The organism is Vagococcus changpingensis (assembly GCF_058211775.1).
The window spans coordinates 98,882-117,213 of record NZ_JBYVZB010000002.1 but is presented as its reverse complement, the minus strand read 5'-3'; the positions used below and the strand labels follow the sequence as shown (position 1 = coordinate 117,213).

At 32.5% G+C, this 18,332-nt stretch carries 19 protein-coding genes, 1 pseudogene and 2 other annotated features; of the genes and pseudogenes, 5 read left to right on the top strand and 15 right to left on the bottom strand.

The genetic code is table 11. The annotated features are described in order from the left end of the window. Positions 1–284: 284 nt before the first annotated feature. The 7 genes from AC37UB_RS04950 to AC37UB_RS04920 all read right to left on the bottom strand — a co-directional run bounded on the left by AC37UB_RS04950 (position 285) and on the right by AC37UB_RS04920 (position 7,324). The gene (locus AC37UB_RS04950; RefSeq protein ID WP_117972475.1) at positions 285–1,490 is read right to left on the bottom strand and encodes a M20 family metallopeptidase; all 1,206 of its coding nucleotides are present in this window, start codon (positions 1,488–1,490) and stop codon (positions 285–287) included. 24 nt (positions 1,491–1,514) lie between these two features. Next, on the bottom strand, positions 1,515–2,366 hold the full coding sequence (locus tag AC37UB_RS04945; protein ID WP_117972474.1) for a MetQ/NlpA family ABC transporter substrate-binding protein: 852 nt from the start codon (positions 2,364–2,366) through the stop codon (positions 1,515–1,517). Between the two features lie 21 nt (positions 2,367–2,387). Next, positions 2,388–3,068, bottom strand: a complete 681-nt coding sequence (locus tag AC37UB_RS04940) for a methionine ABC transporter permease (protein ID WP_117972473.1) — start codon at positions 3,066–3,068, stop codon at positions 2,388–2,390. Then, positions 3,052–4,131, bottom strand: a complete 1,080-nt coding sequence (locus AC37UB_RS04935) for a methionine ABC transporter ATP-binding protein (protein ID WP_117972472.1) — start codon at positions 4,129–4,131, stop codon at positions 3,052–3,054. The genes AC37UB_RS04940 and AC37UB_RS04935 overlap by 17 nt, the downstream gene beginning before the upstream one ends. A 65-nt stretch (positions 4,132–4,196) precedes the next feature. Continuing rightward, positions 4,197–4,436: a binding site (T-box leader), on the bottom strand. 37 nt (positions 4,437–4,473) lie between these two features. Then, positions 4,474–4,709 (bottom strand) — a binding site (T-box leader). A 52-nt stretch (positions 4,710–4,761) separates the two neighbouring features. Further along, positions 4,762–5,793: a branched-chain amino acid aminotransferase gene (locus AC37UB_RS04930; RefSeq protein WP_490685405.1), complete on the bottom strand. Its 1,032-nt coding sequence runs from the start codon at positions 5,791–5,793 to the stop codon at positions 4,762–4,764. A 139-nt stretch (positions 5,794–5,932) separates the two neighbouring features. Next, positions 5,933–6,589, bottom strand: a complete 657-nt coding sequence (locus tag AC37UB_RS04925; RefSeq protein ID WP_490685480.1) for an MFS transporter — start codon at positions 6,587–6,589, stop codon at positions 5,933–5,935. A gap of 54 nt (positions 6,590–6,643) precedes the next feature. Further along, positions 6,644–7,324, bottom strand: coding sequence for an IS6 family transposase (locus tag AC37UB_RS04920; RefSeq protein ID WP_490685404.1), 681 nt, complete (start codon positions 7,322–7,324; stop codon positions 6,644–6,646). A 164-nt stretch (positions 7,325–7,488) separates the two neighbouring features. On the opposite strand from AC37UB_RS04920, the gene AC37UB_RS04915 reads away from it, so the two are divergent. From AC37UB_RS04915 to AC37UB_RS04900, 4 genes are all read left to right on the top strand, one after another. Then, positions 7,489–7,779 (top strand): hypothetical protein, encoded by a 291-nt coding sequence (locus AC37UB_RS04915; protein ID WP_490685403.1) that lies wholly within the window; start codon positions 7,489–7,491, stop codon positions 7,777–7,779. A 17-nt stretch (positions 7,780–7,796) separates the two neighbouring features. Further along, a complete protein-coding gene (locus AC37UB_RS04910) occupies positions 7,797–8,042 on the top strand; it encodes a hypothetical protein (RefSeq protein ID WP_490685402.1) in 246 nt (81 codons plus the stop codon). Between the two features lie 505 nt (positions 8,043–8,547). After that, positions 8,548–9,474, top strand: coding sequence for a DNA methyltransferase (locus AC37UB_RS04905; protein WP_490685401.1), 927 nt, complete (start codon positions 8,548–8,550; stop codon positions 9,472–9,474). Between the two features lie 4 nt (positions 9,475–9,478). Then, positions 9,479–9,958, top strand: a complete 480-nt coding sequence (locus AC37UB_RS04900; RefSeq protein WP_490685400.1) for an NUDIX hydrolase — start codon at positions 9,479–9,481, stop codon at positions 9,956–9,958. A gap of 215 nt (positions 9,959–10,173) precedes the next feature. Here the strand turns inward: AC37UB_RS04900 and AC37UB_RS04895 are convergent. From AC37UB_RS04895 to AC37UB_RS04880, 4 genes and pseudogenes are all read right to left on the bottom strand, one after another. Beyond that, positions 10,174–10,569, bottom strand: a pseudogene (locus AC37UB_RS04895) (transposase); the annotation flags it as partial. Positions 10,570–10,622: 53 nt separating this feature from the next. Continuing rightward, a protein-coding gene (locus AC37UB_RS04890; protein WP_490685479.1) for an IS6 family transposase occupies positions 10,623–11,266 on the bottom strand; the annotation gives its coding sequence in 2 pieces (ribosomal slippage) (positions 10,623–11,149 and positions 11,149–11,266; 645 coding nt in all). Positions 11,267–11,339: 73 nt separating this feature from the next. Then, on the bottom strand, positions 11,340–11,639 hold the full coding sequence (locus AC37UB_RS04885) for a hypothetical protein (protein WP_490685399.1): 300 nt from the start codon (positions 11,637–11,639) through the stop codon (positions 11,340–11,342). Positions 11,640–11,701: 62 nt separating this feature from the next. Continuing rightward, positions 11,702–12,259 carry a helix-turn-helix domain-containing protein gene (locus AC37UB_RS04880; RefSeq protein WP_117972469.1) on the bottom strand — a complete coding sequence of 186 codons (558 nt, stop codon included), beginning with the start codon at positions 12,257–12,259 and terminating at the stop codon, positions 11,702–11,704. A gap of 205 nt (positions 12,260–12,464) precedes the next feature. Here AC37UB_RS04880 and AC37UB_RS04875 point away from each other — a divergent pair, with 205 nt between their 5' ends. Continuing rightward, positions 12,465–13,880: an MFS transporter gene (locus AC37UB_RS04875; protein WP_490685398.1), complete on the top strand. Its 1,416-nt coding sequence runs from the start codon at positions 12,465–12,467 to the stop codon at positions 13,878–13,880. A gap of 40 nt (positions 13,881–13,920) precedes the next feature. Here AC37UB_RS04875 and truA read toward each other — a convergent pair whose 3' ends face one another. The 4 genes from truA to AC37UB_RS04855 all read right to left on the bottom strand — a co-directional run bounded on the left by truA (position 13,921) and on the right by AC37UB_RS04855 (position 18,292). Continuing rightward, entirely contained in the window at positions 13,921–14,661 is a 741-nt protein-coding gene (gene truA, locus AC37UB_RS04870; RefSeq protein ID WP_490685397.1) for a tRNA pseudouridine(38-40) synthase TruA, read from the bottom strand. Between the two features lie 217 nt (positions 14,662–14,878). Further along, positions 14,879–15,889: a LacI family DNA-binding transcriptional regulator gene (locus AC37UB_RS04865; protein ID WP_490685396.1), complete on the bottom strand. Its 1,011-nt coding sequence runs from the start codon at positions 15,887–15,889 to the stop codon at positions 14,879–14,881. An 87-nt stretch (positions 15,890–15,976) separates the two neighbouring features. After that, positions 15,977–16,849: a fructokinase ScrK gene (scrK, locus tag AC37UB_RS04860; RefSeq protein ID WP_117972465.1), complete on the bottom strand. Its 873-nt coding sequence runs from the start codon at positions 16,847–16,849 to the stop codon at positions 15,977–15,979. Positions 16,850–16,861: 12 nt separating this feature from the next. Further along, positions 16,862–18,292, bottom strand: a complete 1,431-nt coding sequence (locus tag AC37UB_RS04855; protein ID WP_117972464.1) for a glycoside hydrolase family 32 protein — start codon at positions 18,290–18,292, stop codon at positions 16,862–16,864. Between the last annotated feature and the right edge of the window lie 40 nt (positions 18,293–18,332).

Here is an 18,332-nt window from a genome sequence, read left to right as displayed (position 1 = left end):
ACTCAAAAAACTGAATGGAATAATACCATTCAGTCATGCTTTAGACTTGTTTTTTTAGAAACATCTTAATAAAAAATAACTAGGGGGGATAGCTTATTTCTATATAAGATAAACAAATTATTTTCTTATTTTCAAGCCTAATGATTAACATAAAAAATTATAGCAGGGTCCAATCTCTATAAAGGCATGACCACTACATCTTTACTATATAATGTTAGTTTTTTTAAAAAGAGGGGATTGGTAATATCAATATAAAAATCTATTATATTGATAAAGAATAAAGATTAATTTCCTTGTATTTTTTGTTTTTTATGTTCTTCTTTTATTTCATTTAATAACTTGTCATCTAAAAGTAAATCCAACGCTGTTTCTGCTAACAACTGGGCAGCAATTCCTATTGAATTTAAACCTTTCTCACTTTTAGCGGCTGCTTTAAATTCTTCTGAATGACCTGCAATGTATTCATCAGAGATAGATACTGTTGGTTGAATGGTTGGAATCACTTGACTAACATTTCCAACATCGGAAGAACCGATATTTTGTCTTTCACCACTATATATTTCTTCTTCTGAAATACCGATTCTCTCAAAATGACTAACAAAAATATCATCAAATGTTGGTGTCACAATAATATCATCTACTCCATTTTGAAATAACCCAAATTTGTAATCTGCTCCTGTCGCAATTGACGCACATTTAACAATATTTTCAACTTTTTGATAGACATCATCTAACGTTTTTCTATTAGCTGCTCTTAAATAAAAACGTCCAGACGCATATTCAGGAACAACGTTCGCAGCAACTCCCCCATTAGTAATAATGCCATGAATATTCACATCTTTTGGTAGATGAAGCCTTAGTCCATTAATACCATTAAACACTTGTATTAAAGCATCGAGCGCATTAACTCCCTTTTCAGGTGCTGCTGCAGCATGAGAAGCCACACCAAAGAATTCAATATCTACCGGATCGTTTGCTAATCCTAAAGCCGTCTTGCCATACTTGTGTGCAGGATGAACGCAGAGGGCGGCATCAACGTCATCAAAAAATCCCTCTCTTACAAAACTACCTTTAGCTGATCCATTTTCCCCTCCTTCTTCTCCAGGTGTTCCATAAATGCGAATTTCACCACCAACTTCATCTATCACTTGTTTTAATGCACTAGCAGCTAAAACTGAATAGTTTCCAAATAAGTTATGTCCACATGCATGACCAATTCCAGGTAAGGCATCGTATTCAGCCAAAAATGCTAAAGTTGGTCCAGGCTTGCCAGATTTATATCGTGCATCAAATCCTGTATGGTGACCAGCAACATTTTTTTTAACGTCAAAACCTTCTTTTTTCAATTGATTAATTAATACATCTGATGAGTAAACTTCATAGTTACTGACTTCCGGATGGGCGTGTATGTCTAATGCTAGTTCTTTATATATAGGTAATTGTTTTTTAATATAATTTTTTATAATTGCTGATTGTTCTGCTCTTGTCATAGTCCTTTTCTCCTTTAAGTAGCCTTATTTTTTACCAAATGTATCCCATGCTGGAATACTTGAGCCTTTAGATGTTTCTTCAATCACTTTTTTCGTATCTTCTGTTTGATAAGCATCTACTATTTTTTGGTATGTTTCGTTATCTTCATCTTCTTTTCTTGCCACAATAATATTGACATATGGTTTTGATGTATCGTCTACTGGTTCTAAGAATATCGCATCTTTCGTTGGATGGTATCCAGCATCTACTGCCACACCACTATTGATAATAGCTGCTGCAACATCTTGTAAAGAACGAGGTGTTTGAGAAGCATCTAATTCTTCAATTTTTAAATTCAATTTATTCTCTGTAATATCACTCACTGTTGGTGATTGTTTTTTGGCTGGATCAACTTTGATTAACCCTGCTGTTTGAAGAAGTAATAACGCACGCCCCCCATTTGTTACATCATTTGGAATAGAGATGGTGTCTCCATCTTTTAGTTCTTTAACATCTTTAATTTTTTCTGAATAGATTCCCAAAGGTGCATTCACTGTATTCCCAATTGATACTAAATCTGTCCCATGTTCTTGATTAAAGTTATCTAAAAAGATTTGATGTTGGAATGAATTTAAATCAATATCACCACTATCTAAAGCCACGTTTGGTTGACTATAATCAGTAAATTTTACATATTCTAGATTAATTCCTTCATCTTTCAATCTCTTTTGTACATTATCCCAAACATCTGTGTCTGATCCGACAACACCTAATTTTACTGTCATTTCTTTTCCGCTTTTTGATTCAGATATTGCCTCTTTATTACCTGAACCACACCCTGTAACAACTAATAATACTACTGCAACTGCTACGATATATCCGACAAATTTTTTCATATTTCATTCTCCTTTTGATTGTTAATGGCTTATTTTTTTTATGATAAAGTTACTAATTCCCTGACAAATAAATACGATTAATAAAATAATAATCAATGCTGCCCAAGTGACATCACTTTGAAATCTATTATGGCCTCTTGATATGGCTAGATTCCCTAACCCTCCAGCCCCAACTGCTCCAGCCATCGCTGTTAACCCAATCACATTGATAATCGTGAGGGCTGAAACTCTGACAATGCCTGGTAAACCTTCTTTTAAATACACTCTAAAGATAATTCCTAAAGGACTTGTTCCCATTGCCTCAGCCGCCTCAATAACTCCCGGGTCAACTTCGAGTAACGCGACTTCAATCTGTCTTGCAAAAAATGGGACAACTCCTGCAACAAGTGGTACAAGTGCTGCTGTTGCGCCAATTGTTGTTCCTGCAATCACACGCGTCACAACATTTAATAAAGCCAGTAAGATGATAAATGGTATGGAACGAACTACATTCACAATTTTATCTAATAGGTGATACAAATATTTTTGTTCTAATAATCCACCTGGTCGAGTGACGACTAAAATAACACCAAATATCAAACCAAATATTCCCGCAATAATGGCTGTCCAAAACGACATGTATAATGTTTCAATAGTCGCTTGCTTAAATTCATCTGGAATTTGACTCACATTTGGTAGATAATTTTCAATTAACCTTTGCATAATGATTCACTCCTTCCACTTCAACTGGCTCATCTGCTTTAACGATTGTAATTTTCACGCCTTCAGCAATAAGATATGCTACTGCTTCTTGTCGTTTATCAATGTCACCTGACAAACTGACCACTAAGCTTCCCAATGGAACATCTTGAATAATTTCAACATTTCCATAAAGAATATTGGCTGATACTTGGAAACGACTGTACAGTTGTGAAATTAATGCTTCATTGGTTTGACTTCCTATATAAGATAATTCAATCAGCCAAATATCGTTGGATGAATCAATAAACGATTGACTATTCAGTATCGTTTCTAGGGCTTGATCAATATGTGAAGCTGTTCGAATAAATGTCTGAGTCAATTCTTTTTCCGCTTGGCTGAATAATGTGACACTGTCTCCTTTTTCAACAATCTCGCCATTTTCCATTACGGCAACTTTATTACATATTTCTTTAACCACCTGCATTTCGTGGGTAATAAGTACAATGGTTAGATTTAACCGTTTATTCAATTCTTTTAATAGAGATAAAATCTGTAATGTTGTTTTTGGATCAAGAGCACTTGTTGCTTCATCACATAAAAGAATTTCTGGGTCATTTGCTAAAGCTCTTGCAATAGCAACACGTTGTTTTTGCCCACCTGACAATTGGCTTGGATACGCGTCATGTTTATCAGATAAACCAACTAATTCTAATAATTCTGTTACTTTTTCTTTTCTCTCTTGTTTTGATTTTCCTGAATACTTTAATGAAAAATCAACATTATCAAAAATAGTACGACTTGCCATTAGATTAAAATGTTGGAAAATCATCCCAATGGACTGTCTCTTTCTTCTTAAATCCTTTCCCTTTAAATTGGTAATGTTTTCTCCTTTTATAATGACCTCACCTGATGTCGGTCGTTGTAATAAATTAATCACTCTCACTAACGTACTTTTTCCTGCACCAGAAAAACCGACAATGCCATAGATATCACCTTTATCTATAGTTAGATTAACATCTTTGACAGCATTAATTTGTCTGTCTGGTTGATAGAATGTTACTGATATATCTTTCAACTCAATCATTTTATTTCCTCCAAATTCATTTATAAAAAAACATCCTCAAGAAAACAAACCCTGTCATTTGTTTTCTTGAGGACGCTTGTGCGTGTTACCACCTCTAATTTGATTAATTCTCACAAATTAATCCTTATCGAGTACTATCATACTCTAGCAAGTTAACGGTTGCGCTCGTTATACTCTGACATCAAAATGCTCGAATATAAATTACTCCATGGCCATTTTCAATTGGTTTACCTTTCCTCTTCTCAGCTTCACGAGGTTCTCTGTAAAAAATAAAGTCAATCTACTTACCATGTCAATGTAGGTCTATAAAAATAAAAAAGCCCTTTTACATAGCGAACTATGTAAAAGGACGACTTATCGTGTTACCACCTTTTTTTAGAAGAATTTCTTCTTCCCTCATACCCGACAATGGATCTATCGGTGTTTCTTTTAACGGTGAAACTTTTTCCGAGAGCACCTACCTATCGATACTCTTTCCTCATAGGTCATTTTCAACTTATCATCACTTAACTCTTTTCACCAACCAGAGTCTCTCTAAAAAGCATCAAAGCTTACTTTCCTAATCAAACAGAACATTATTTATATGTTGCCATTAATCTACACGATTTTTTTAATCCTGTCAACATTTTTTTAATCTTTATTTAATGTTAACTCTACTTTTGTGATCCATCCCTTTGGTGCGTCAATATCTCCAAATTGAATGCCTACTAATTCATTATATAATTTTTTAGTCACTGGACCTACTTCCGTTTCAGAATAAAACACATGAAAATCATCTCCTACTTGAATCCCTCCAATAGGAGAAATGACTGCTGCAGTACCGCATGCACCAGCTTCTATAAATTCATCTATTTCATTTAAATAGACATCACCTTCTCGTGTCTTTAATCCTAGTCGTTCTTTTGCAAGATAAAGTAAAGAATATTTCGTTATACTTGGTAAAATAGATGGTGAATAAGGTGTCACAAATTGGTTATCTTTTGTAATACCAAAGAAATTAGCAGAACCCACTTCTTCAATTTTTGTATGCGTTGCTGGATCAAGATAAATACAGTCCGAAAACTGTTTTTCTTTTGCTACTTTACCAGGATAAAGACTCGCAGCATAGTTTCCACCGACTTTTACAGCACCTGTCCCTTGTGGAGCTGCTCTGTCATATTCTGATACGATAAAATTAGTTGGCTTTAATCCACCTTTAAAATATGGGCCTACAGGCGTACAAAAGACTGTAAATAAATATTCAGGTGCTGGTCCAACACCAATGGCATCACCAACACCAATTAATAAAGGTCTTAAATAAAGTGTCGCCCCGCTATCATAAGGGGGACAAAAATTTTCATTTGCTTTAACCACTTTTTTTACAGCGTCAATAAACATCTCTTCTGGTACTTCTGGCATCATCAAACGATTTGCACTCACTTTCATTCGTTTAGCATTTTCATCTACTCTAAATAAATTAATTGAATCATCTTTACAACGATATGCCTTTAATCCTTCAAAGCACTGTTGTCCATAATGAAGTGCCATAGATCCTTCACTAATATGTAATGTGTTATCTTCTGTTAACTCACCTTCTGACCATTTACCATCTTTATACCGTGCAATGTATCGATACGGAGTTTTAATATAATCAAAACCTAAATTATTCCAATCTAATGTCATTAAACCCATCCCCTTTTTCTAATCATTCTCATTTTTTTCTCATTTTACCACACATTCTTTCTTATCTCTATCTTTTTCAAATTTTTCATAAACAAAATAAACATTAACAAGGTATAAAAATTTTTATACCTTGTTAATGTTAGATAACACGTTTTTTCGCTGAGTTAAGGCCAACGATTAATAAAATACTTGTCATCATTAATAAAATAATCAGAGATGACTGCCAAGTTTTTGTTACATCATGTAAAAAACCAAATAAAAAAGGACCTGTTGCTGCAAGTAAATACCCAACAGACTGAGCCATTCCCGATAGTTCAGCGGCTTGCTTTGCACTCGTTGTTCGTAAATTAAAAAACATCATGGATAAACTAAAAGCAATTCCTCCAGCTATACCTATTCCCATAATAGACAGAGTCACTATCTTCATATTATTTCCCATTAATCCTAAAATACCAAAAGCAAACAATAAAAAAGAAACCCAAACAAAACTGTTTTGATTTGGTCGTTTCTCAGCAATAATTGGCACAATAAATGTGATAGGTAACAACGTCATTTGCAGTAATGATAACATACCACCTGCTTGTGTTGTCGATAGCCCTTTATCCACTAACATTTCTGGTAGCCACGCAACTAATACATAAAAAATAAAGGACTGAATCCCCATAAATAACGTGACTGACCAAGCAAGCGTTGACGTCCAAATGGATGTATTCTCTTGTGAAACTATCTCTTGAACCTCTTTATCTTGCCGTTTCAACTGAGGTAGCCAACAAATAAATGCTGTTAATGCTAAAATTGGTTCTGTTGCAAAGTTAAAAAAATAAAATCACTTTCTAAAGCCAATTTATTCTTACGCTGTTTTTCCCAATAAACTATTTATTTCAGTGATGACTGAAAAGCCAAAGAGACGGAGATCTCTTTGGCTTTTTTTATATAAGGCATGTATGGTTTCAATCCCCTTAATCGTTGAAGAAGCAGTCCTTATGGATTGATAGGATTTGTGTCTTTTCTTTATATGACGATGATCTTGTTCAATCATATTATTTAAATATTTACTGGTTCTATGGGTAGTGAAAATAAAGAGACCTTCTTTTTTTAGACGATTAAAGGCACAAGATAGTGATGGAGCTTTGTCCGTCACAAGTACTCTTGGTTCTCCAAATTGTTTAATGAGTCGCTTAAAGAAGGCGTAAGCAGCTTGATTATCACGATTTTTTCGCAACCAAATATCTAATGTTAACCCTGAAGAGTCTATTGCACGATACAAATAATGCCATTTCCCTTTTATCTTAATATACGTTTCATCCATTCGCCAAGAATCACTCACCAATTTATTTCTTTTCTTCCATAAACAATAAAGAAGATCACTGTATTCTTGTACCCATCGATAAATGGTTGTGTGACAAACCTTGATCCCACGATCAGCCATAATTTCTGAAATTTGTCGATAACTCAAAGGATATCTCAAATAGTAGCCAACGGCTACCTTAATAATATCTTTTTCGAATTGTTTTCCTTTAAAATGAGTCATCTGAAAGCTCCTAACCATATTTTTATTTTAACTTAAATTAGGTTAATTGAAAATCTTTGCAACAGAACCTAAAATTTAAATCATCAAGTTTAAACCAAAAATTATTTGAAAACTATGAAAATATAGTTAAAGGTATAGAAATAGCTAGAGAGGAACGTAAATAGTTGATAAATAATTTAGAACGTAAATTTATTATAGCAATACTAAATGAAGACAGTGATGCTTTAGGCAGTATACCTGTCAAAAAACTTAGCTTTCAGAAAATAATTGCTTTTTGCTCAAGGCATAAATTGCTTGGACATTTTTATCACATCTTTGATAAATTAAATATCTGTTCAGATATTCATAGTAAATGGTTAGAAATATTTAAGTTTTATTATATTGGAACAGAAAAAAAAATAAAGTATATCAAAAAGAATATTTCTCGATTATTCATAATACCGACTATTTTATAGGCATAAAAGGTATATTTTTGATTACTGATATTTACAAAACGAAAGGGCAAAGACCGATAAATGATATTGATTTATTAGTAAAAAAAGAGTATTGTGATGTGGATATTATTACTGAATATCTACTTGATATGGGTTATACACAAGGTTACGAGTTAAATAATAATATAATTGAATTTTCGCGGGAAGAGATACTATTTAAACAACTAACTCACAATACAATATGTCCTTTTATAAAGTATGTAGATGGATATTTTATAAATTAGATATCAATCTTTTTTTTAATGGATCATTAGAAATACGGCATATTGACAATGTATTTTTTATGCAAATATTGATATTGATAAACGAAATATATTACAATCAGACTAATTTACATTCCATTAAATATTTAAAAGATATTGAACTTATTAAATATATTGATTTACACTACATGTTAATAAATTATTCTACTAAAGAATATGAGGTCCTTTTATCAATAATTGAAAAATGTAATATAAAAATGGAAGCGAGTATAATATTATCATGTTATTTACAATTGTTTGAGAATAAAATTCTCAAACATGTACTTTTACGACGAAAGGATTGGGAGTGTAAGCTGGGGAAAGAAGTAGTAAAATTTGGAGAAAAGCAACTATTTACTTGGAATGTTGAATTTCACGATAGATGCTTCGATATAGAAAGCTATGAGAATATACCTGAAAAATATTACACTTTTTTAAATGATTATGAATTAAATTTCGAATTTTTTAAGGGGAAGGAGAATATAAGATGAAGCATTTTATTAAAGTTGAAGCGGAATCTCGAGGTACTAATGAAAAAAGTGGAATATATATTGGAGAAAATTCAGACGTACTCGACTATCTGTCATTACAAAACGAAAAATTTAATTTAGTATATATTGATGCACCATACAATACTGGAAATGAAATCTTTTATGATAGCGATAGTGCCAACTGGGAGATAAAAATAAATTGGTATGATATGATGCACCAACGAATTGAAAAATGTTATAAATTATTAGATGATAGAGGAATTATTCTCTTTTCTATAGATGATAATGAACTAATCACAGCCAGAAAACTTCTAGATTCTGTGTTTGGAAAAGATAGATTTCTATGTTCTTTTATTTGGAGAAGAAGAAATTATTCTGAGTTAAATGAAGAGTACATATCTGTTGATCACGAGTATATATTATGTTACTCAAAAAATAAAAGCTACAATATTAACTATAAATTTTCAACTTGGATTGATTCGATTCCTACAAATTTAAAAAGAAAAGATAACTTTTATGAATTGGAAGCCGTTTATCAAAAGGAAGCTAGAAAACATGTTAATAATTTATTTAATTCAGAAGTGATAACAAATTATCCCAAACCAGTTGAGTTATTAGAAGAATTATTTTCAATTTTTTTAACAGACGGAGATAAAGTTTTGGACATTTTCGGTGGTTCGGGAACTACTGGAGAAGCTTGTATGAAAATTAGTGCAGCAAAAGATATAAATGTTAACTTTGTCATAGCACAGATATCTAAACAAAAAAAAGACAAATTAATCTATAACATAGCGAATTTAGTAGTTAAAAGGAATCAACGGGCATTGGAAAATATCCAAGAATCATTTGACAAAGACAATATAGGATTTGTTGTATTCAAGGATAGCGAATATAGTGATAAAGATATATTTAAGGAGGTCTAAAATAATGAATATTAATAATCATTTTGGAGTTTATGGAGTTTGTTTTAAGGATAACAAACTATTGTGTGTTGGGAAAAATGCTGGTCCTTACAAAGGAAGATTTGATCTTCCAGGTGGAAGCCAAGAGATTGGGGAAGGACTGACAGAAACCTTGGTAAGAGAAGTTTTAGAAGAAACGGGCTATGATATTGTATCGTATTCAGACTCAAGAATTTACGATGTTTTTGTTAAAGAAGAAAAAAAAAATTTTATGGTACATCACATCATGGTTTTTTATAATATTGAAATAGACTTAACAATTGAGAAAAAAAGCCTACCTATTTTAGTCGAAGATGGGGTTAACGATTCTGATTCTGAAATTTGGGTTGAACTAAGTGATATAACGGAGGACAATTCTTCACCTCTAGTTATAAAAGCAAAACAAGAATTATTAAATTCAGTAAAGCTTGACAAAGTTTTATATAATAATTGGAAAGTCAAGTAATACAATATATGTTAATTCAATTACGTTGAAATATGTCAATAATTGAAGATAAGTACTCGATCTGTTGGTATGAATAGCTTGAGTGGTTATTTTTTCTTGCTCAAATTTCATTTGAATATACCTTACTAATGTTTTTTTGTTTATATACTTGGATTAATGTCAAAGGCAATTAAAAAATGTAAGAAAGGGAGTGCGGATGTTTTTTTGGACCCTTTTTAGCAAATATATCCTTGTTTTTGACGATACTCAATAGGACTTAATCCTCCTAAAGATAGCTTAATTCGTTCATTATTATACCAATGGATAGCATGATCTAAATAGTCTATAAATTGATTAAGTGTCACGTTTTTCCAATCCCGTCTATAAAACACTTCATTTTTTAAACGTCCAAAGAAACCTTCACAAGCTGTATTATATGGTGAACAGCCTTTACTTGACATAGAGTGAAATAAATTTGCTTTTTGTACTCTTTCGATCCAGCCGGGCCATCGATAATGAGCACCTCGATCAGAATGGATGATTGGACGTTCAAAATCTTGAAGAGTAGCTAGTCTATTATTCAACATTGTATTCACTAATTCTGCATCAGGTCTAGTACCTATAGTCCAACTGGTTCTGTTGCAAAGTTAAAAAAATAAAATCAATTTCTATATATGAGCTAATCTTATACAGTCTGTATCAATAAATTGTTTATTTCAGTGATGACTGAAAAGCCAAAGAGATTTTCGTCTCTTTGGCTAGTTTTATATAATGCATGTATAGTTTCAATCCCTTTAATTGTTGAAGAAGCAGTTCTTATGGACTGATATGATTTGTGTCTTTTCTTTATATGGCGATGATTTTGCTCAATAATATTATTTAAGTATTTACTAGTTCGATGGACAGTATTAATAAATTTCCCCTCAGATTTTAGTCGATTAAACGCATTAATTAGCGAAGGAGCGTTATCCGTTACAAGAACTCTAGGCTCTCCAAATTGTTTGATTAACCGTTTAAAAAAAGCATGAGCTGCCTGTTTATTACGACTTTTTCGTAACCAAATATCTAATGTTAAACCTGAAGAGTCAATAGTACGATACAGATAATGCCACTTTCCTTTCACTTTTATATACGTTTCGTCCATTCTCCAAGAATCATTAACCAATTTATTTCTTTTTTTCCATAAACAATAAATAATTCGACTGTAATCTTTACCCAGCGATAAATGGTTGTATGACAAACAGTGATTCCTCGATCGCTCATCATTTCAGACACTTCCCGATAACTCAAGTTATATCTTAAATAGTAGCCAACGGCTACGGTAATAATATCTTTTTTGAATTATTTTCCTTTAAAATGAGTCATTTGAAAGTTCCTAACCATCTTTTATTTTCATTTTAACTTAAACTGGATTAAATGAAAAACTTTGCAACAGAACCAACATACCTAGTACTAAGACAATTAAAGCACCAAAAATTGTTTTTTCTATTGTCCATTTATTTGCTAATTTAGGTGCAATTGGAGAAATAATAGCAAAAGACATCAATGGAATAGTAGTAATTAATCCCGCTTGCCCTCCTGAAAGTATTAAATCATCTGAGATAACCCCTATTAATGGTCCTACAGCAGTAATGGGCGATCGTAAATTCATCGCCACAAAAATAATTCCTAACAACAACACTTTATTTATTTTCTTTTCCATCATTAATCTCCTTAAATCAAAAAGTATATTATAATATATAAATATATATTATAATATACTTTTTAATATTTAACAACAATACTTAAAAGAGCATCCTCATCAGTTTCATTAATGTATTCATGAATGGTTCCAGAATAAAAATTAATCGTATCATATGTTTCTAAGTGATAAATGTTACCTTCGACTTTTATAGCAATTTTCCCCTTCATTACCGTTAATACTTCAACAGATTCCTTTGGCTGATATTGTGCGGTATTAATAGAATTAGCCTTTAAGCATACTCTAAACACTTCAATATTATCTTCCCGAAAAACAGGTTGCACCAGCCATCCTTTTGTTAAATCACTCATAAAATAAGCCATGGTGCTGACTTTAGATACAGTATTTGATACATTAGAGTAACCAATTAATTGGGATAAGGTCATATTTAATGCTTGGGATAACTTCCATAAAATATTAATCGTTGGATTGGTCCGACCATTTTCAATATTACCAATTGATAAAACACTCACGCCTGATTTTTTTGATAGTTGTTCCATCGTTAGCCCGGACTCTTTTCTTATCTTTCTAATATAGACACCTAACTGATGAACAACATCTTTTTCATTGCTTTCCACCATAAACAACCTGTCCCCCTAATTTATTCTTTCAACCTAGTTTATCATAAATATCGTAGTTTGTTTCTTATAAAAAATTCCCCTAAAAAATGAAACTTTGTAGTAAGATAATAAAGTAGTTTATCTATTATTGGTTATTCATTTCACTTACTTTATTCCAATGAATGATGTTAAACGCTATACCAATAGATTAATGGAGGAAAAATTAATGAAAACAATAAATCAATCACCTAGCAAAAATAGATGGCTTGTCTTAGTTGCGATTGGACTATTTACTTTCATGTCTACACTAGATGGAAGTATTGTTAATATCGCTCTACCAGTAATGTCAAAAGACATGCATATTCCAATGAATCAAGCAGAATGGATTGTATCAATTTATTTAATGACCGTTTGTGCTTGTTTACCACTTTTCGGTAAGGTTGGCGACAGTATTGGAAAGATTAAAATATTTCGTATTGGAACGATAACATTTGTCTTAGGCTCGTTATTATGTGGTGTCTTTCATACATTCGAACTCATTCTACTTTCTCGTGTTATCCAGGCGATTGGTGCTAGTATGACTATGTCAACAAACACAGGAATTATCACAGAAGTTTTTCCGTTAAGTGAACGTGGTCGAGCATTAGGGATGATTGGTGCTTTCGTGTCACTGGGATCGATTATGGGTCCTGGACTTGGCGGTGTCATTCTTGCCAAATTTTCTTGGGAATATATTTTTTTAATCAATGTACCTATTGGCATATTAACTATCTTACTTGGACAAAAAGTTTTACCAAAAGATTCAACAAAATCTGGGACTAAAATTGATTTTATCGGATTTATATTATTTGCCACAATTATTTTAACTTTATTTGGTGGCATATTTATCGGTCAAGAATTAGGTTATACACACACATTGCCTATTTTATTAATTATTATTGCATTGATAACGATGGTGATTTTTTACCGAATTGAGACAAAAAAGAACAATCCTCTCATTCAATTTTCTTTATTTAAAAATAAAGTATTTACGTTAAGTTTGTTAACAGCTTCTATGATTTTTGTCACAAACTTTTTTACAAATGTTGTGATTCCTTTTTATTTACAAAATACAAGAGGCTATTCTGCTAGTTTTGCAGGTATCTTAATGATGGTAGTTCCTTTTACTATGATAATTGGCTCTCCTGTTAGTGGATATATCACTGATAAAGTTGGTGCAAAATTATTAACTTTTGTGGGATTGATTTTAATCACTATTTCTCAATTACTCTATTTAACTTTAGGCGAACAAACATCTCTTATCTTTTTTATATTTGCTTCTATTTTTGTCGGTCTTGGAAATGCCTTATTTCAAGCACCCAATAACACTCTTGTTATGAGCAATGTCGAGAAAAAGGATTTAGGTGTAGCAGGTAGTTTAAATTCTCTTGCACGAAATTTAGGGATGGTGGTAGGAATTTCTCTATCAACAACTATCTTGTACGCTGCAATGAGTCAGCATTATGGACAAAGGATTAAAACTTATATAGCAGGACGTCCAGATGTTTTCATTTATGGGATGCATGCTGTTTATATCACTTCATTTGTTATTTGCTTCATTGCCACAATTTTAACTGGTATCAGATTCTTCAAAAAAGATTAAAAAAGGAGGCAATGTGTTAAACACATTGCCTCCTTTTTTGTTACTTATAAAATACCTCATCTAAAAATAAACCTTGTGCTGGCACTGTATCACCTGCTTGACTTCTAATACCAGTTTCAAAAATACCATCGATGTCTTCTACAGTTAAACGACCTACACCAATATCAAGTAATGTTCCCATCATAATGCGAACCATTTTATGTAAAAAGCCATCCCCTACAAAGGTAAATTGCAAAATGTCACCATGACGTTGAATGGCTATATCTGATATAGTTCGAGTAGTTGATTTTTTCGTTTTTTTCAATGCAGAAAAACCTCGAAAATCATGCGTTCCTTTTAATTTTTCACACGCCTCTTCCATTTTTTCCATATTTAAGTACTCTGGGACATGCATGCTATAATTTTTATAAAAAGCTGATGGAATACGATGATTCCAGACATTATAGCTATATTGTTTTCCCTTTGCATTATATCTAGCATGAAATCGTTCTGGCATATCATTAAGTTGTTTCACTACAATATCTTGTGGTAAGTATTGATGAAAAAAGTCTAACATCTCGTCCAAAGACATAGTTGATTCTGTTTTAAAATTAGCCACTTGTCCTTTTGCGTGAGTTCCTGCATCTGTTCTACCTGAGCCTATAATTTCTATTTTTTCACCAGTCATTTGATGAATAATATTTTCTATCTTGCCTTGAATTGTTTTATCAGAATCTCCTAACCGTTGCCATCCTTGATATCTTTTCCCATCATATTCAATCGTCATTTTTATGTTTCTCATATTATCATCAATCTCCTTTATCGTCTAACTGTCACTTTGTCTATCATGACATAATTTATTAGATTATAAAAGAATAATCAGTCCTACTTCATCTTAATTTACACCATATTGTCACGCAGAATTTATTTCAAATATTCAATTTAGTCATAACCATTAACCTTAATTTATCAACAAATACATTTTACATGAATTAAATATAAGGAACTATAACTTTACTTCAATAGATGATGTCCGACTTATAGCTGTCCTTTTTTGATGTTTTTCCTCGCCAAATTTTTACTGGAAGGATATATTCTTTCTCTGTTTCTTTTTTATTTATTCGTTTCATTAAAATATCAATTGCTATCTCTGCCATCTCATCAATCGGTTGCACAACTGTTGTTAAATCAGGCAGAATACTACGAGTCATAATCGTTCCATCATAACCAACTAATAATAAATCTTCTGGTACACGAATCCCTTTTTCTTTTGCTATTTGTAGTATCAATGCCGCATCCATATCATTCGAGGCAAATATTCCTTCAACATCTGGGTATGTTTCAAATAAATCATAAAATATTTTTTTCTTTTCTTGATAGGGAATATTAAAATCTAATGTTATTGTATTAGGTATCAAATCATGTTCCTTCATTGTTTCTTCATAAGCTATTCGACGACGTTTAGCTGGCGTTTCTAATTCACTAGGTCCATTCGTATGGATGATATTTTTTGCTCCTTGCTCAATCAATTCCTTAGTAGCAAATCTACCACCCTGATAATTATCTGACTCAATAACTGGAATGTCTTCATTCATCACGCGATCAATCGCCACAATGGGTAGATTTTGATATTTATATTCCTGTATTCCTTGATTATGCGTTCCAACAATTAAACCATCTACCTGCTCCGATAATAATTGATTTAAATAATCTGATTCTTTTTTGGAATCATTCATTGAATTACCAATTAATACTTTATAACCTTTTTCATATAGTTTCTTTTCTAATGCTTCAGCCAGCTCACCAAAAAAAGGGTTTGCTACAGTTGGAAATAGCAATCCAATAATATTAGTTTTTTTATTGTAAAGCTGCCTCGCCACCACGTTTGGTTGATAATTAAGCTCCTCAATCGCCTGGTTAACCTTATCAATCGTTTTTTGACTTAAGTATCCTCGATTATTTAATACCCGCGACACGGTTGTTTTTGATACATTTGCTCTTTTGGCTACATCTTCTAACTTCGGTCTCATAAAACTACCCCTCGTCATTTTTCTGTGTCTAGAATAGCATAAAAAAGGCCTTTATAACACTTCATTATAAAAGCCTTTTTACTAGTATTATTCTTGTAATTGGTTTAATCCTAAAGCAAAGTTACCCAATGTTGCTGAGCCATTATTTTTAATTAATGGTCGAGTAATGTACTTGTCTAGAGGTGGTAACCCAACATAATCATTTAAGAGTTCAGTCACATTTTTACGAACTTTTTCAAGTAAGGTTTCATTCGCCACACTTCCGCCAAACACGATTTTATCTGGTCGAATAATAAGAGTTGTTTGAATAACAGCCTGTGCTAAATAATAAGCCATAATATCCCAAACTGGATCTGTTAAAGGAACCGTTTCACCTTTTTTGCCCAAACGAGCTTCAAAAGTTGGACCAGCAACTAATCCTTCTAAGCAGTCACCATGATAAGGACAAATCCCTTCAAATTCTAAATCATCAGGATGACGCTTAACATAGGTGTGTCCCATCTCAGGATGTCCCGCTTCACCTAGTAAGTCACCGTTAATAACGGCTCCACCGCCAACACCTGTTCCAACAGTATAATAAACCAATGAATCTATTTTTTCATTTGATAAAGTGGACATAATATATTCACCATACGCTGAGCCATTCACGTCAGTTGTCCAAGACATTGGAACATTTAATTCCTCTTTTAAATAACCTAGTACATTGACATTTTTCCAACCTGGTTTTGGTGTCGTTGTAATATAACCAGATTTTGGCGAATGTTTTCTAATTTCAATTGGCCCAAAAGATGCCACACCTAGTGCGTCAATCTCAAATTGCTTAAAATAATCCACTGCTTTTTTTAATGTTTCTTCTGGTGTAGTAGTAGGAAAAGTAATTTGATCTTTCACACGGTAATCTTCATCCCCTACAGCACAGACAAATTTTGTTCCACCTGCTTCAATACTACCAATTAACACAATAAAACCTCCTTAGTTATAAGAAACTGCATCGTTTTCAAGACGATAAACTGTATAAGAAATTGTTTGTTTTTCACTAACTGAAAGACATACCTCAGGTTTTTCCTCAGTATAAAAACGCTCAGTGAACACGAGCTCTCCATCATTAATAAAAATTTCAATCGAACTTGTATCAATAAATACTCGTAATGACAGTTTATCACATGACTGAATTGTACCATATCTTAAGTCGTCTTTGTCATTACGTTTTAAAATAAATTCATTCGTTTTATTAGAATATGTTAATAAAACCAAATCATTTTCAGACGTTTTTAATGAAATAATGAGTTCTTGTTCTTCTGACTTATCTAGTGGAGCATCTATTAATAATTCATTAGATAAGGCATCTTTTATTAAACATAATTCTTTCATTACAGTTGTTGTATCATGCTTTAATTCTTCTGCGCGCAAAGTTTCTAATTCTTTAACAGGTGTCATGTAAAGATGATCATTTTTTAATCTCAATTCACGTGGAATAGTTAAAGCTCCTGCCCAACCATCTTCTTGCTCAGGCATTGGGCTTTCCCACATATCCATCCACGCGATTACAATTCTTCTACCATCTGGTGCTAATGTTGTTTGTGTCGCATAAAAATCATGCCCTTTATCCAATTCATGGAACTCACCACGTGTAAATGTTGCTGTTTTATAGTCATAATCACCAATGAAATACCCTGTTTGGAACAGATTTAAATAATCTTTCCCTTGAGCATCGATTCCTTGTGGTGATAATAATAAGATATCTTTTCCATCAAGATTAAAAAAGTCTGGACATTCCCACATAAAGCCTTCCGTTTTTAACCCAGTTGCTTTAGAAATAGGCCCTTCATATTCCCATTCTAATAAGTCTTTAGATGAATAAATAATGGCTCTACCTAGTCCATCTTCACCTTGACTTCCTAAAATCATGTAATAAATGCCATCTTTTTCCCAAACTTTCGGATCTCTAAAGTGATGTGTATTATCTCCAGGCTCTTTAGCGATGATAGGATTATTTTCATATTTTGTAAAATGAATGCCATCTGTACTGTAAGCCATATTTTGATTTTGCCAAAAATGTTCTTTATCACCATCTCCATAATAATGATGTCCAGTATAGAATAGATAGAGTACTCCATCTTTTTCAATTGCACTACCTGAGAAGCAACCATCCTCGTCTTCTTTATCACCAGGTGTCAACGCAATTGGCAATTCTTCCCAATGAACTAAATCTTTACTTCTAGCGTGTCCCCAATGCATTGGTCCCCATTCAGCACTATGTGGATGGTGTTGGAAAAACACATGATAATAACCATCAAAGAAACAAAAACCATTTGGATCATTAATCCATCCTGATGGTGCAGATACATGATACCCTAGTCTATAGCGTGTGTTTGTTAATTCTATCGTATCTTTGTTTGTCATAATAAATCTCCTACTTTCTCGTTTTTAATAGTCATTAATT

Coding starts and splice junctions, on each gene's coding strand:
- AC37UB_RS04950 (WP_117972475.1), bottom strand. CDS start 1,490: ATGACAAGAGCAGAACAATCAGCAATTATAAAAAATTATATTAAAAAA.
- AC37UB_RS04945 (WP_117972474.1), bottom strand. CDS start 2,366: ATGAAAAAATTTGTCGGATATATCGTAGCAGTTGCAGTAGTATTATTA.
- AC37UB_RS04940 (WP_117972473.1), bottom strand. CDS start 3,068: ATGCAAAGGTTAATTGAAAATTATCTACCAAATGTGAGTCAAATTCCA.
- AC37UB_RS04935 (WP_117972472.1), bottom strand. CDS start 4,131: ATGATTGAGTTGAAAGATATATCAGTAACATTCTATCAACCAGACAGA.
- AC37UB_RS04930 (WP_490685405.1), bottom strand. CDS start 5,793: ATGACATTAGATTGGAATAATTTAGGTTTTGATTATATTAAAACTCCG.
- AC37UB_RS04920 (WP_490685404.1), bottom strand. CDS start 7,324: ATGACTCATTTTAAAGGAAAACAATTCGAAAAAGATATTATTAAGGTA.
- AC37UB_RS04905 (WP_490685401.1), top strand. CDS start 8,548: ATGAAGCATTTTATTAAAGTTGAAGCGGAATCTCGAGGTACTAATGAA.
- AC37UB_RS04900 (WP_490685400.1), top strand. CDS start 9,479: ATGAATATTAATAATCATTTTGGAGTTTATGGAGTTTGTTTTAAGGAT.
- AC37UB_RS04885 (WP_490685399.1), bottom strand. CDS start 11,639: ATGGAAAAGAAAATAAATAAAGTGTTGTTGTTAGGAATTATTTTTGTG.
- AC37UB_RS04880 (WP_117972469.1), bottom strand. CDS start 12,259: ATGGTGGAAAGCAATGAAAAAGATGTTGTTCATCAGTTAGGTGTCTAT.
- AC37UB_RS04875 (WP_490685398.1), top strand. CDS start 12,465: ATGAAAACAATAAATCAATCACCTAGCAAAAATAGATGGCTTGTCTTA.
- truA (WP_490685397.1), bottom strand. CDS start 14,661: ATGAGAAACATAAAAATGACGATTGAATATGATGGGAAAAGATATCAA.
- AC37UB_RS04865 (WP_490685396.1), bottom strand. CDS start 15,889: ATGAGACCGAAGTTAGAAGATGTAGCCAAAAGAGCAAATGTATCAAAA.
- AC37UB_RS04855 (WP_117972464.1), bottom strand. CDS start 18,292: ATGACAAACAAAGATACGATAGAATTAACAAACACACGCTATAGACTA.